Source organism: Blautia sp. OM07-19 (assembly GCF_003481595.1).
In the GTDB taxonomy this organism is placed as follows: domain Bacteria; phylum Bacillota; class Clostridia; order Lachnospirales; family Lachnospiraceae; genus Blautia_A; species Blautia_A intestinihominis.
This window is the reverse complement of sequence record NZ_QULA01000021.1, coordinates 1-13,014: the sequence shown is the minus strand read 5'-3', so window position 1 is coordinate 13,014 and position 13,014 is coordinate 1. Positions and strand designations below refer to the sequence as shown.

Genomic DNA, 13,014 nt, shown 5'->3' with positions numbered 1-13,014 from the left:
ATTATTCTACCCCCTTTACACGTTTGGACACGAGTTCGATATTTTCACTGTCTGCGCTGCCGACAACAGCATCCTGACCGATCTTGACATTATCGGCAACAAGAGCACGCCGTACAACTGCGCCTGCAGCTACTTCTACGCCTGGCATCAGTACACTGTCGATGATCTTGGCACCTTCGCCGACCTTACATCCGGTGAACAGTACAGAATGATTTACTTCACCCTCTACAACACAGCCCTGGGTAATGAAGGCCTTATTTACTTTGGCGTTTGGTCCTATGTACTGAGGAAGAGCGGATGTGTCTTCTGTGTAGATCTTCCATGCCGGATCGTTCAGATTCAGTTCGTTGCGGGAATCGATAAGATCCATGTTTGCTTCCCAGAGAGAATCGATGGTTCCTACGTCCTTCCAGTAGCCTTTGAATTTGTAAGCTGCAAGTGTCTTCTTATCATTCAGGAGACATGGAATAACGTCCTTACCAAAGTCATGGTGAGAATCAGGATTCTTCATATCTGCAAGAAGGATCTTGCGAAGCAGTTTCCAGTTAAAGATATAGATACCCATAGATGCAAGATTGCTCTTCGGGTGTTCAGGTTTTTCTTCGAATTCAACGATACGTCCGTCACCGTCTGTGTTCATGATACCGAAACGGCTTGCTTCCTTCATCGGTACTTCGATAACAGCGATGGTAGCGTCTGCATTCATTTCCTTGTGGTAATCCAGCATCTTGTCATAATCCATCTTGTAGATATGGTCGCCGGAGAGAACCAGAAGATATTCTGGTGAGTATTTGTCAATAAAGTCGATATTCTGAGAAATAGCGTCAGCAGTACCTCTGTATACATCCAGATCAGCATCGGCTTTTTCACGAGGCGGGAGAACGAAAACTCCGCTTTCTCTTGCATCAAGACCCCAACGACCGCCTGCTGCTACATAACTGTTCAGAAGGACAGATTCATACTGGGTAAGAACACCCACGATGTCGACACCGCTGTTAGCGCAGTTGCTTAACGGGAAATCAACGATGCGGTATTTACCGCCATATGAAACTGCCGGTTTGGCAACTTTGTTGGTAAGTTCATGGAGACGACTGCCACGGCCGCCAGCCAGGATCATCGCTAACATGTTGTTTTGTTTCATAGTGAACCCTCACTTTCCTTTAATAATGCTTGTATGTCTCCTATTATACAATTTTTACAAAAACATTTCTACATTTTTGAGCAAAAAAGTCTATTTTATTGAAGAAAAAAATTGCGTGTTGTAAAGAATGCATTAAAAAAAATGAAAAAAAAGGAAAAATAAGTAAAAAACAAACAAAAATCATGTAAAATGCACTAAAATACTACAAAATACTACAAAATACGAATAAAAATTGTCGCAAACATCCATAAAACCACACCCGAAAGAGCGGAAAAACGGCAAACATTTTGCAATGACTGGACGGAAAAGAAGATATACGTTATAATAGCAACGTCAGGAAAAAGAAATAATATATGATTAGAATAAGAGGTATTCTGGTGAAAAGACGAGAAGATTTTAAACGCTTTGTTGTTTTCTGTCTGGCAAGCCTTGTGGTGATCGCCCAGACAGCTGTTTTTGCGTATATCTGGTACGATTTTTACCGTGGTCTGATCTTTGAACCTTTCTGGAGAAAAGGTAACTGGGTGCTGATCGCGATCTATGCCCTGATCAATGTCCTGTTTTCCAGATTATATGGAGGACTCAAGGTCGGTTACCTGAAGCGTATCGATGTATTTTATTCGATGACGATCGCGACGATCTGTACGAATGTTATCACATATTTCCAGATAACCCTGATCAACCGCTGGTTCCTTGATCCGTGGCCGATGGTGGAGATGACGCTGGTACAGTTTGTGATCATTCTGATCTGGATCTGGCTGTCAAGATATATTTATTCCAGACTTTACCGTGCGCGTAAACTGCTGGTGATCTACGGGGACAGAGATCCGGGGGACCTGATCCACAAGATGAATTCCCGTAAGGACAAATATGACATCAGCGGCAAGGTTCACATTGATGCAGGAGAGAAAGAAATTTATCGATTGATGAAGGAATATGACGGAGTTATCATCTGGGATCTTCCTTCACAGGTCAGGAACCGTTATCTGAAACACTGTTTTGCACATTCTATCCGTTGTTATCTGAGTCCGAAGATCTCGGATGTCATTCTGATGGGAAGTGAACGTATCCATCTTTTTGACACACCACTTCTGGTTGCTAAGAACATGGGACTTTCTGTGGAACAGCGTGCAGCCAAGAGACTTCTGGATATCGTAGTATCTGCGATTGGAATTGTTGTGGCATCTCCGATCATGCTGATCGCGGCATTGTGTGTCAAATTATACGACGGTGGTCCTGTATTTTATTTCCAGGAGAGACTTACTATTGGTGGCAAGCCGTTCAAGATCTGCAAATTCCGCAGTATGTGTGTGGATTCTGAGAAACATGGTGCGCGACTTGCATCCAAACATGATTCCAGGATCACACCGGTCGGTAAGGTTCTTCGTAATCTTCATCTGGATGAGCTTCCGCAGTTATTCAACGTCTTTAAGGGAGACATGTCCCTGGTAGGTCCGAGACCGGAACGTAAGACAATTATGCGTGAATATCGTAAGGAACTTCCGGAATTTTATTATCGTCTGAAAGTTAAAGCAGGACTTACCGGCTATGCACAGGTTTATGGCAAATATAATACGACACCATATGATAAACTCAAACTTGATCTCTTCTATATTGAGAACTATTCGTTTTTCCTCGATCTGAAACTTCTGTTGATGACAGTTAAGATCTTTTTCCAGAAGGAAGTTTCTGAGGGTGTAGATGATAATCAGGTAAATGCACTGAAAGATTCCGTAGAGGAAATTACAGGGGAGGATCTTCACCATGGCAGAACAGAAAACAGAGAATCAAAATGATCTCAGGAAACTTCAGCTTGTAGAGCTGGACATTCTGAAAGAATTCCTGAGAATATGCAAGAAACATCATCTGCGCTATTATGCACTCGGAGGAACACTGCTGGGTGCGGTCAGACATGAAGGCTTTATCCCGTGGGATGATGATATTGATGTGGGAATGCCGAGACCGGATTTCAGACGCTTCGAGAAGATCGCAGAGAAAGAACTTCCGGAATACCTTCATTACTGCAGCTTTAAGAAAACAGAAGGTTATCATCATTATGTACCGAGGATCACAGACAGCCGTGTCAAGGTGATCGATGAATCCGCAGCTGTTGATGCGGAAAAAGAAGCATGGATCGATATTTTTCCTCTGGATGGAATGCCGGGCAACAAATATCTCCGTAAATTTCATTGCTTCCGGCTTCTGATCGCAAGAGCGAGGGTAAATTATTCCCTGTTTTCGACAAACGTCGATCTCAAGCGCAAGAGACCGCTGCATGAACAGATCCTGATCAATGCAGGCAAGATCCTTCCGGTAGAGAAGATTTTCCGTACAGACAGAGAACTGAAGCGTCTGGATCGTATGATGCAGAAATATTCCTATGACAGTTCACCATATCTGGTAAATTTTATGGGGATCCACAAGCTCAAGGAAATGTTCCACAGGAAGCACTACGGTAAAGGTGCAGATTATCCGTTTGAGGATATTTCGCTGAGAGGACCGAAGGATTATGATTTTGTTCTCCGCCAGATGTACGGAGAGTACTGGAATCCGCCGTCCGCTCAGGAGATGAACCATCATAATACCAGAATTAAGGAGTGATCGTATGGGAACAGATTCAGAGATGACATATTCTGTTCTGATGGCGGTATATGGAAAAGAAAATCCGGAGTTTTTGCGGCAGAGCATTGAGAGCATGCTGAATCAGACTTTGCCTTTTTCAGATTTTGTACTTGTCTGTGACGGACCTTTGTCCCATGAACTGAATGAGGTAATCACATGGGCGCAGAAACAGATGGGAGAAAAGCTTCAGCTTATTCGCCTCAAGGAGAATAAAGGGCTGGGGAATGCCTTACATGTAGGCGTTCCAAGATGCCGCTGTTCTGTGATCGCCAGAATGGACAGTGACGACATCAGCAGACCAGATCGATGCGAGAGACAGTTCCGCATCATAGAACGTGATGGATATGATCTGGTGAGTGGTACTTTGCAGGAATTTTCCCGGAAACCGGGCGATATGGATCGCCTGAGAGTGCTGCCGAGGACTTCAGAGGAAATCCTGCAGTATGCCAAGAAGAGAAATCCTTTTAATCATCCATGTATGATGTTCCGCAGGGAGGCTGTTCTTCATGCGGGAAATTATCAGGACTTCCCGGGATTTGAGGATTATTATCTGTGGGTGCGTATGTTGCGTAAAGGGTGCAAGGGATATAATGTTCAGGAAGTGATTCTTGATATGCGTACCGGAAATGGAATGTATGACCGCAGAGGCGGCAGAGAGTATCTTCACTGGGTACTGCGTTTCCAGAGATATCTTTACTGTAAGAAATTTATTACCCGTAAGGAATATATTAAGAACTGTCTGGTCCGTACAACAGTCGGAATGATTCCGGGCGGAGCCAGGGAAAAGTTTTATCATCTTTTCTTAAGAAATGTCAAATAAGTTTATGTATAAAAAATGTGCTGATCACATCTGATGACCAGCACATTTTTTAGTTCTTCTCCATGAAGTCTACATATTCTTCAAGAACCGGCTTCGGCTCACCGATTCGTTTGATCTGTCCATCATGCATCCACATAACGGTATCACACAGTTCCTGAAGAGTCTCAATACTGTGGGATACGATGATAACAGTACGCTCCTTATTGGAGATCAGGCTTTTCATTTTGTTGTAACTCTTTTTCTTGAATTTCTGGTCACCGACACTTAAGACCTCATCGATCAGCATAATGTCTGTTTCCAGAATAGCGGTGATAGAGAATGCCAGCTTGGAGTACATACCACTTGAGTAGGTCCTTACAGGCATATCAATAAATTCACCAAGTTCAGCAAACTCAACAATTTCAGCTTCCTTTGCACGAACTTCCTCCTCGGAGAAACCAAGGAGCATACCGGAAAGAATGATATTCTCTCTTCCGGTCATTTCACGCTGGAAACCAACACCAATGGACAGAAGGGAAATGGAATGTCCCTTCAGATCGATCGTTCCGCTGTCCGGAGAAAAGATGCCGGCCAGAGCGTTCAATGTGGTGGACTTACCACATCCGTTCTTACCAATGATTCCAAGGATCTCACCTTCACGAACATAGAAGGAGATTCCCTTTACAGCTACAAAACGGTCAGCCTTCTGACGGTGGAACTGTAACAGGTTCTTTTTGATAGAAGTTTTCTTGAGATTCTGGTAGCTGATGACCAGATCAGTAACTTCAATAGCATGTTTCTCTTCCATATTATATCACCTTTACATAACTGTTTTCATTTTTGTAGATCTTACGTACACCTAAGATACTGATGATAACTCCGACAACAAACCACATAAGAAGAAGTTTCCTGTGAGGTGTTTTGCCGTAGATCAGGCAGTCACGGGAGGCAGTCAACAAAAACGCAATAGGGTTTCCCTTTCCGATATAATCGTTGTAAGGTGCCGGGAGCCTGTCCATGATATTCCAGAATACACCGGTCAGATAAAACAGGAAACGCAGCACAATGTTCAGCACATTGGAAAGATCCTCTACAAATACTCCGTAATGAAGGAGAAAACAGGAAAATCCAAATACAATAACAATCAGAGTCATCAGAATAGGAATGAAATACAGAACATTCCAGGTTACAGGAACTCTGAATACAAGCATCATGGCGAGAATAATAAGAAGGGAAATACACATCTTAAATCCGTTAACGCCCATCTTGACAAAAAGAAGGATGAATTTCGGTATATATACTTTGGATACGATCGGCTTATTGGCCTTGATTACCTTGACACTCTGCAAAAGAGATTTATTAAAAAAGTCCCACAGAGTGATACCAATAAAGACGAAAATTGCAAAGTACTGCTGATTGGACTTGAAAACATATCCGAACATGAATACATAGATCAGCATAAAACAAAGAGGATCCAGTACCCACCACAGCCAGTTCAGATAGGAATTGGCTATTTCGGATTTTAACTGAGCCTTGGAAGAATAGATTGCGTACTTCCAGTACTTCTTCAAGTCATCCTTGAATCGATTAAACATAAAATCCGCTCCTATATTTATTTTTGATAAAATTATAGACCCCCAGAAAACTGAGGGCATTCGACTTTTTTATCATACACTACAGAGGGAACGTTGACAAGAGAAAACTTATTTTTATAAGAAATACTTCTATAAAAAAAAGCAAAACACTTGACTTCATGTATAAGGTGTGATAAACTAGACGGGCGACATGGAAGTTAGGTCTTTTTTTTATGCAAAAAATAAAAGAAAGACTCACGCAAATGAAAACACTGGAGGTGGAAGTTGTGCGCGTTAAGATTACATTGGCATGTACGGAGTGCAAGCAGCGTAACTACAATATGACCAAGGAGAAAAAGAATCATCCTGAGCGTCTTGAAACAAAGAAATATTGTAAGTTCTGCCGTACCCATACTCTGCACAAGGAAACAAAGTAATCACAAAGAATTAAGGTGACTGTTCACTTCGTGAGCAGTAACGAATTGTGAGGTTAGACTATGCAAGAGAAAGAAAAATCTGCTGGCACTGGTCAGAAGAAAAAATGGTTTCAGGGACTTCAATCGGAATTCAAAAAGATTGTCTGGGTTGACAGACCTACACTGGTTAAACAGACCATTGCGGTTGTTGCCATTACAGTAGTACTTGCTGTGATCATCAGTATTATGGATTCTGCAATCCTGGAAGGTGTAAATCTTTTAATGAAATAAGGATAACGGTGATTGTATGTCAGAAGCAAAATGGTATGTTGTTCATACTTATTCAGGGTATGAAAACAAAGTAAAAGCTAACATTGAAAAAACAATCGAAAACAGACACCTGGAAGACCAGATTCTGGAAGTTCGCGTTCCGCTGCAGGATGTAGTAGAGATGCGAAACGGTGCTGCAAAGCAGGTCCAGAAAAAAATGTTTCCGGGCTATGTGCTTCTCAACATGGTCATGAATGATGATACCTGGTATGTTGTTCGTAACACCAGAGGCGTTACCGGATTCGTAGGACCGGGATCCAAACCGGTTCCTCTTACAGAAGAAGAAATGCTTCCGTTAGGAATCAAGAAAGAAGACATTCAGGTAGATTTTGCAGAGGGTGACATGGTTGTCGTAACAGGCGGAGCCTGGAAGGACACCGCAGGCGTTATTTCTGCGCTCAGCACTCAGAAGCAGACGGTTACTATCAATGTTGAATTGTTTGGCCGCGAAACGCCGGTAGAAATAAGTTTCGCAGATATTAAGAAAGCGTAAACACATTCAAGTGGGAGGGAACAACCCCCGCCAATACCACATAGGAGGTGCCGAAAAATGGCAAAAAAAGTAACAGGCTATATTAAATTACAGATTCCTGCTGGTAAAGCAACTCCAGCACCACCGGTTGGTCCGGCTCTTGGACAGCACGGTGTAAACATTGTACAGTTCACAAAAGAGTTTAATGCAAGAACAGCAGATCAGGGAGATCTTATCATTCCTGTAGTTATCACTGTTTATGCAGACAGAAGTTTCAGCTTCATAACCAAAACTCCGCCGGCAGCAGTTCTTCTTAAGAAGGCAGCTAACATCAAATCCGGTTCCGGCGTACCGAACAAAACAAAAGTTGCAAAAGTAACAAAAGCTCAGGTTCAGGAAATCGCCGAACTGAAGATGAAAGACCTGAATGCAGCATCCCTTGAAGCAGCTATGAGCATGATCGCTGGTACTGCAAGAAGCATGGGAATCGAAGTCGTAGACTGAGAAATTACAAATTGAAGTGAGTGGGAGGGAAATTCCCGCAATTACCACAGGAGGTTATAGAAATGAAACGAGGAAAGAAATACGTGGAAGCTGCTAAAGCAGTAGACCGCGCAACATTATATGATACCGCTGAAGCTATCAGCCTTGTAAAGAAATCAGCAGTTGCTAAATTTGACGAAACTATCGAAGCTCACATCCGTACAGGCTGCGATGGACGTCATGCAGACCAGCAGATCCGTGGTGCAGTAGTTCTGCCTCATGGAACTGGTAAAAAAGTTCGTGTTCTCGTATTTGCAAAAGACGCAAAAGCAGAAGAAGCAAAAGCAGCTGGAGCAGATTACGTAGGAGCAGAAGATCTCATCCCGAGAATTCAGAACGAAGGATGGCTTGATTTCGACGTTGTTGTTGCTACACCAGACATGATGGGTGTTGTAGGACGTCTTGGTCGTGTACTCGGACCAAAAGGTCTCATGCCGAACCCGAAAGCTGGAACAGTAACTATGGACGTTACAAAAGCAATCAATGATATTAAAGCAGGTAAGATTGAATACCGTCTTGACAAAACCAATATCATCCATGTTCCGATCGGTAAAGCTTCCTTTACTGAGGAACAGTTAAGCGACAACTTCCAGACGCTCATGGAGGCAATTGTAAAGGCTAGACCAAGCACCCTGAAAGGACAGTACTTAAGAAGCGTTGTCCTTACCCCAACCATGGGACCAGGAGTCAAAGTCAACCCAGTTAAATTTGCCTAAAATAAATAAGAGAGACATCCCGCGCGCAAGCAGGGATGTCTTTTTTTTAATATGATTTTCCCAATCCCCAGGGCGGCGCCCCAGGCACGCCCGTCCCCATACCAAAACCGCGTGGCTAAGAAGGGGGAGCTTCGGCCTTCGCAGACTTCGAGATGCTCCCCCTAAGGGTTTTAATGTTTCCAAACACAAAAAAATTCAAAATTACACCATTTTATGCTAAAATGATAAAATAAAACCCAAAACCTACAATTCGGAAACGAGGGAGTCAGTTTGACAAAGAAAAGAAGAAAAAATTCCTTACAAAGTAAAATCATCATCCTAATAGCAGAAATCCTGGTAGTAGTTTCACTCCTTCTGGTATTCTCCCAGAACTTCGGCTTCGGCACCCAGATCACCATCTGGATAAACCAACTAACAAAACCATCAGTCCAGGAGCTGGACATCACCGGCATCAACAGCTCCTACGCAGTTCTCATGCAGGCAGGCACCGGCAAAGTCATCGGCGACATAAACGGCGATACCCAAATGTATCCCGCCTCCATGACCAAAATCATGACCACAATCGTAGCAATAGAGAATCTGAGCGATTTGGATCAGCAGATCACCCTAACCAACGATATGGTAGCCGACCTCTACGCCCAGGACGCAACCCAGGCAGGTTTCCAGCCCGGTGAAACCGCCCCCGCAATAGACTATCTCTACGGCGTCATGCTCCCCTCCGGAGCAGAGTGCTGCCGCGCCCTCGCCGTCACGATCGCCGGCTCTGAAGATGCCTTCGTAGACCTGATGAACCAGAAAGCCGAAAAACTCGGCTTAGACAATACCCATTTCTGCAACACAACAGGTCTCCACGCAGATAACCATTACAGCACCGCAAAGGACATCGCAACCCTTCTGCACTACGCTCTCAAGAATGACACCTTTCGTGAGATCATAGAAAGCCCCTATCATTCCACACAGGCAACCAACGTGCACCCGGATGGTTTCACTTTTTACAGCACCATGTTCAAGAACTTATCCGACACAACAGTCATCGATGGGCAGATCCTGGGCGGCAAAACAGGATTCACCAGTGAAGCAGGCTGCTGTCTTGCAAGCTTTGCAGAAATTGACGACATAGAATACATACTGGTAACTGCCGGTGCATATCAGGCAGGAACCCCGCATATTGATGATGCAGTAAAACTATACAATCGCCTGGGAGAAGCCTCCTCGGTATTGTATGGAAAATAAATTTTTAAGAGAGGTCATGTTTAACATGAAAAAAATGAAAAAGATACTGGCATTCTGTCTCTGCGCGATGCTCATGACGACAGTACCGACATTTACAGAAACAGCCAGTGCAGCAACCACATCAACAAAAAAGACAACATCCACAACAACAAAGAAAAAGACCACGATCAAAGGCTGGTACAAACTCAAAACCGGTGGAATGAGATATTTCAAAAACGGCAAATACATTACAGGCTGTCATAAGATCGGCAAATATGTTTATCTTTTTAATAAAAACGGATTTAAAGCACAGAAAAACACAACCTACAAGGGTGTACAGTACTTTATTGACGACTACGCACATGTAACAGGCTGGAGGAAAGGTTCCACTTTTTATTATAACAACGGAAAGGCAATGTCAGCAAACAAAGCCCTGGATTTCAGAGCATATCAGAATGCAAGAAATGTAATAAATCAGGTTACCAACAGCAGAATGTCCAAAAGCCAGAAACTGGAAGCATGTTTCCGCTGGGTTATGAGCAAATATTATTTTACATGGAGACGTTTCGATCAGGGTGGTCCGGTATGGTACGCAGTACAGGCAAACGATCATTTTGAACGCGGCTGTGGTGACTGTATCGCAGATGCATCCGCTTTCGCATACCTTGCAAAAGCCCTCGGCTACAAAAATGTTTATATCTGTGCAGATGGTGTAAGAAGCGACGACAACTCTCATGCATGGACAGAGATCAATGGACGTGTATACGATCCACTTTTTGCAGAAGCCAAGAGCTACAGCAGAAACTATAATGTAAGTTATGGTGTTTACACCTTATCTCCGGTTACAAAGAAAAAACTTTCCTGAGAAAATCTAAAAAACTGGTTCAGAAATGGACCGGTTTTTTTAGTAAAAATTAATATTTTAAACGTAGTTTTATTGAGAAAAAGATGCTATAATAAGGCGATTATAAATAAAAGGGATGACACACATATGGAACCAGTCAGATTGCTGGAGGCTTTGGCCGTAGCAGAGAAACTGAAAGATGCGACAAGACACTGTTACACATCAGGCGGTAGGAGAGAAAGTGTCGCAGAGCATTCATGGAGAATCACATTGATGGCATATTTTGTCAGCGATGAATTCCCGGAAGCTGATATAGAGAAACTAATGAAAATGTGTCTGATTCATGATCTTGGAGAAGCTTTTACAGGTGATATTCCTACATTCGAAAAGACAGAATCAGATGAGGAGAAAGAAGCACAACGACTGAAGGAATGGGTCAGACAGCTTCCGAAGCCATTTGCAGAGGAAATGCAGGCACTCTACCAGGAGATGGAGGAACGTCAGACACTGGAAGCCAGAATTTATAAGGCACTGGACAATCTGGAGGCATTGATCCAGCATAATGAATCCGATATTTCTACATGGATTCCGCTTGAGTATGACCTGCAGATGACCTATGGTAATGACAAAGTTCAGTTTTCAGAATATCTGACAAAACTTCGTAATGAAGTACGAAATGACAGCAGGAAAAAGATCGCAGAGTGCAGAGCTAAATCAGAAAGAGGAGAGAGCTAAATCGGCTCTGCATAAAGCAGGTCAGGTGGTGCTGGAAGGTCATATCAAGCACTGCGTCCGGGAGGGAATTGAACATGGGGATCCGGACAAAACAATTGAGAACTTTACAAAGGCAGTAGAACATTTTGCAAATATGAAATAGAAAGGTGTATTATGAAAAAAATAAAAGAGCTGCTGACAGTAGCTATATGTGCACTTCTGGTAATATCTCCGGTTATGACAGAAACAGTAAGTGCAGCAGGAATGAAAGAAAGTGTAGCAGATTTCACATCCGGAATGCGGAGTGGATGGGTTACTACAGCTAATGGACGAAAGTACCAGAGAAATGGAAAGTTTGTCAAAGGGTGTCAGAAAGTAGGCATGAATTATTATTTTTTCAATGCCAATGGTGTGTTGCAGCGAAAAAATGTGACTGGTGCAGGAAAAACATATTACATTGAGAACAATGGACATGTCCAGGGAATCAAAAAAGGATCCCGGTATCTGTCACCATCTGGTAAAAAGCTCAACAGAGAGCAGTTAAATGATCTGAAGGCTTATCAGAATGCGCGAAGGATTGTAAACGGAGTTACAACCAGTGGCATGAGCAAAACACAGAAGCTTAAGGTCTGTTACAGATGGATGCAGTGCAATGGACTGGGAGCCTGGAGAACACTCAGTGAAGGTGGAGATGCCTGGTGTGCGATAAATGCCAACGATCTTTTTGAGCGCAGGTCAGGCAACTGTATTTCATACGCATGTGCAATGGCATATATAGCGAAAGTAATTGGCTACAGAAACGTATATGTCTGTTCCAGAGCCTCAAGAAAAGACAATTTACATACATGGACAGAAATCAATGGCCGGGTATATGATTCTTACTTCGGAAAAAGAAGAGGAATGAACAGATACTGTGGAATCAAATATGGTCAATATGATTATAAAGCTGCTTTCCGCAAAAAAATCGCATAAACATAAAATAAAAGCTATGGTGCGCCCAGGCTTTTATTTTTTTTGTCGATTTTATGGAAAATAGAAATGATCATTCTGTGCGGAATCCCGATCATTCTGGAAGCAGTCATCGGACTTGTCACAGAGTTTGATATCAAGGCAGACGTACTTGTTTCGCTGGCCCTGATCGCATCCGTACTCATCAGAGAAGATTTTGCAGCCGGTGAAGTTGCCTTCATCATGCAGCTTGGAGGACTTCTGGAAGAACTGACTGTTGCTAAGGCAAGGGCAGGTATTGAGAAACTGGTACATCTGACACCACAGACAGCCAGAGTGCTCACAGAAGCAGGAGAGAAAACTATCCCGGCAGAGCAGTTGTCTGAACATCCGCTTGGAAAAGCAGTCGTAAACTGTTACAGACAGGAAATGAAGAGAGAACTGTTATCCACCGGACAGTTTGAGATGATCCCTGGACGCGGCGTTTCGTGTGAAGTGGATACACACACAATTTTGGCGGGAAATGTGGATATGCTTCATGAAAATCGGATCAATTTCCCGGCAGATGTGGAAAAACAGGCAGAAGAATTTCTGAATCAGGGATGTACGATGATTTATTGAATAACTGCGCGCCGCATTCTCGTTACTTCTAGTGATGAGTTAGGCGCGCAAATTTTTTACAA

Annotated in this window: 16 protein-coding genes and 1 pseudogene; 14 read left to right on the top strand and 3 right to left on the bottom strand. The window is 43.1% G+C overall.

Annotation, left to right across the window (positions count from 1 at the left end):
• Nucleotide 1 precedes the first annotated feature (1 nt).
• Nucleotides 2–1,141 (bottom strand): glucose-1-phosphate adenylyltransferase, encoded by a 1,140-nt coding sequence (locus DXC01_RS13565; protein WP_022215473.1) that lies wholly within the window; start codon nt 1,139–1,141, stop codon nt 2–4.
• Between the two features lie 377 nt (nt 1,142–1,518).
• Here DXC01_RS13565 and DXC01_RS13560 point away from each other — a divergent pair, with 377 nt between their 5' ends.
• From DXC01_RS13560 to DXC01_RS13550, 3 genes are read left to right on the top strand one after another with little or no spacing between them, the layout of a single operon-like run.
• Nucleotides 1,519–2,937, top strand: a complete 1,419-nt coding sequence (locus DXC01_RS13560; protein WP_118699100.1) for a sugar transferase — start codon at nt 1,519–1,521, stop codon at nt 2,935–2,937.
• The gene (locus tag DXC01_RS13555; RefSeq protein ID WP_022215471.1) at nt 2,906–3,742 is read left to right on the top strand and encodes a LicD family protein; all 837 of its coding nucleotides are present in this window, start codon (nt 2,906–2,908) and stop codon (nt 3,740–3,742) included. Before DXC01_RS13560 ends, DXC01_RS13555 begins: the two co-directional genes overlap by 32 nt.
• 4 nt (nt 3,743–3,746) lie before the next feature.
• Nucleotides 3,747–4,583 (top strand): glycosyltransferase, encoded by an 837-nt coding sequence (locus tag DXC01_RS13550; protein ID WP_022215470.1) that lies wholly within the window; start codon nt 3,747–3,749, stop codon nt 4,581–4,583.
• Nucleotides 4,584–4,632: 49 nt separating this feature from the next.
• Here the strand turns inward: DXC01_RS13550 and DXC01_RS13545 are convergent, their stop codons facing one another.
• Nucleotides 4,633–5,370 (bottom strand): ABC transporter ATP-binding protein, encoded by a 738-nt coding sequence (locus DXC01_RS13545; protein WP_022215469.1) that lies wholly within the window; start codon nt 5,368–5,370, stop codon nt 4,633–4,635.
• A gap of 1 nt (nt 5,371) precedes the next feature.
• Nucleotides 5,372–6,157 (bottom strand): ABC transporter permease, encoded by a 786-nt coding sequence (locus tag DXC01_RS13540; RefSeq protein ID WP_022215468.1) that lies wholly within the window; start codon nt 6,155–6,157, stop codon nt 5,372–5,374.
• A gap of 266 nt (nt 6,158–6,423) precedes the next feature.
• Here DXC01_RS13540 and rpmG point away from each other — a divergent pair, with 266 nt between their 5' ends.
• The 11 genes and pseudogenes from rpmG (at nt 6,424) to DXC01_RS20325 (ending at nt 12,952) form a co-directional block, all read left to right on the top strand.
• Nucleotides 6,424–6,573: a 50S ribosomal protein L33 gene (gene rpmG, locus DXC01_RS13535; protein WP_044925727.1), complete on the top strand. Its 150-nt coding sequence runs from the start codon at nt 6,424–6,426 to the stop codon at nt 6,571–6,573.
• A gap of 60 nt (nt 6,574–6,633) precedes the next feature.
• On the top strand, nt 6,634–6,843 hold the full coding sequence (gene secE / locus DXC01_RS13530) for a preprotein translocase subunit SecE (protein ID WP_022215466.1): 210 nt from the start codon (nt 6,634–6,636) through the stop codon (nt 6,841–6,843).
• 16 nt (nt 6,844–6,859) lie between these two features.
• Nucleotides 6,860–7,375 carry a transcription termination/antitermination protein NusG gene (gene nusG / locus DXC01_RS13525; RefSeq protein ID WP_022215465.1) on the top strand — a complete coding sequence of 172 codons (516 nt, stop codon included), beginning with the start codon at nt 6,860–6,862 and terminating at the stop codon, nt 7,373–7,375.
• Between the two features lie 57 nt (nt 7,376–7,432).
• Nucleotides 7,433–7,858: a 50S ribosomal protein L11 gene (gene rplK, locus DXC01_RS13520; RefSeq protein ID WP_015540664.1), complete on the top strand. Its 426-nt coding sequence runs from the start codon at nt 7,433–7,435 to the stop codon at nt 7,856–7,858.
• Nucleotides 7,859–7,920: 62 nt separating this feature from the next.
• The gene (gene rplA / locus DXC01_RS13515; RefSeq protein ID WP_022213403.1) at nt 7,921–8,613 is read left to right on the top strand and encodes a 50S ribosomal protein L1; all 693 of its coding nucleotides are present in this window, start codon (nt 7,921–7,923) and stop codon (nt 8,611–8,613) included.
• A gap of 270 nt (nt 8,614–8,883) precedes the next feature.
• Complete coding sequence (locus DXC01_RS13510; RefSeq protein WP_022213404.1) at nt 8,884–9,846, top strand: D-alanyl-D-alanine carboxypeptidase family protein; 963 nt, start codon at nt 8,884–8,886, stop codon at nt 9,844–9,846.
• Between the two features lie 25 nt (nt 9,847–9,871).
• Complete coding sequence (locus DXC01_RS13505; protein ID WP_022213405.1) at nt 9,872–10,690, top strand: transglutaminase domain-containing protein; 819 nt, start codon at nt 9,872–9,874, stop codon at nt 10,688–10,690.
• Between the two features lie 126 nt (nt 10,691–10,816).
• Nucleotides 10,817–11,404: an HD domain-containing protein gene (locus DXC01_RS13500; RefSeq protein ID WP_022213406.1), complete on the top strand. Its 588-nt coding sequence runs from the start codon at nt 10,817–10,819 to the stop codon at nt 11,402–11,404.
• Nucleotides 11,400–11,546: pseudogene (locus DXC01_RS13495) on the top strand (metal-sensing transcriptional repressor); the annotation flags it as partial. The gene DXC01_RS13500 and the pseudogene DXC01_RS13495, both read left to right, overlap by 5 nt.
• An 11-nt stretch (nt 11,547–11,557) precedes the next feature.
• Nucleotides 11,558–12,355, top strand: coding sequence for a hypothetical protein (locus tag DXC01_RS13490; protein ID WP_118699099.1), 798 nt, complete (start codon nt 11,558–11,560; stop codon nt 12,353–12,355).
• A gap of 66 nt (nt 12,356–12,421) precedes the next feature.
• A complete protein-coding gene (locus DXC01_RS20325; RefSeq protein ID WP_118699098.1) occupies nt 12,422–12,952 on the top strand; it encodes an HAD family hydrolase in 531 nt (176 codons plus the stop codon).
• Nucleotides 12,953–13,014 lie beyond the last annotated feature (62 nt).

What these genes read in the sequence shown, in the direction of transcription:
- DXC01_RS13490 (WP_118699099.1), top strand. Translation starts at nt 11,558, where the DNA reads ATGAAAAAAATAAAAGAGCTGCTGACAGTAGCTATATGTGCACTTCTG.
- rplK (WP_015540664.1), top strand. Translation starts at nt 7,433, where the DNA reads ATGGCAAAAAAAGTAACAGGCTATATTAAATTACAGATTCCTGCTGGT.
- DXC01_RS13565 (WP_022215473.1), bottom strand. Translation starts at nt 1,141, where the DNA reads ATGAAACAAAACAACATGTTAGCGATGATCCTGGCTGGCGGCCGTGGC.
- DXC01_RS13540 (WP_022215468.1), bottom strand. Translation starts at nt 6,157, where the DNA reads ATGTTTAATCGATTCAAGGATGACTTGAAGAAGTACTGGAAGTACGCA.
- DXC01_RS13545 (WP_022215469.1), bottom strand. Translation starts at nt 5,370, where the DNA reads ATGGAAGAGAAACATGCTATTGAAGTTACTGATCTGGTCATCAGCTAC.
- DXC01_RS13500 (WP_022213406.1), top strand. Translation starts at nt 10,817, where the DNA reads ATGGAACCAGTCAGATTGCTGGAGGCTTTGGCCGTAGCAGAGAAACTG.
- DXC01_RS20325 (WP_118699098.1), top strand. Translation starts at nt 12,422, where the DNA reads ATGATCATTCTGTGCGGAATCCCGATCATTCTGGAAGCAGTCATCGGA.
- DXC01_RS13550 (WP_022215470.1), top strand. Translation starts at nt 3,747, where the DNA reads ATGGGAACAGATTCAGAGATGACATATTCTGTTCTGATGGCGGTATAT.
- secE (WP_022215466.1), top strand. Translation starts at nt 6,634, where the DNA reads ATGCAAGAGAAAGAAAAATCTGCTGGCACTGGTCAGAAGAAAAAATGG.
- DXC01_RS13505 (WP_022213405.1), top strand. Translation starts at nt 9,872, where the DNA reads ATGAAAAAAATGAAAAAGATACTGGCATTCTGTCTCTGCGCGATGCTC.
- rplA (WP_022213403.1), top strand. Translation starts at nt 7,921, where the DNA reads ATGAAACGAGGAAAGAAATACGTGGAAGCTGCTAAAGCAGTAGACCGC.
- DXC01_RS13555 (WP_022215471.1), top strand. Translation starts at nt 2,906, where the DNA reads ATGGCAGAACAGAAAACAGAGAATCAAAATGATCTCAGGAAACTTCAG.
- nusG (WP_022215465.1), top strand. Translation starts at nt 6,860, where the DNA reads ATGTCAGAAGCAAAATGGTATGTTGTTCATACTTATTCAGGGTATGAA.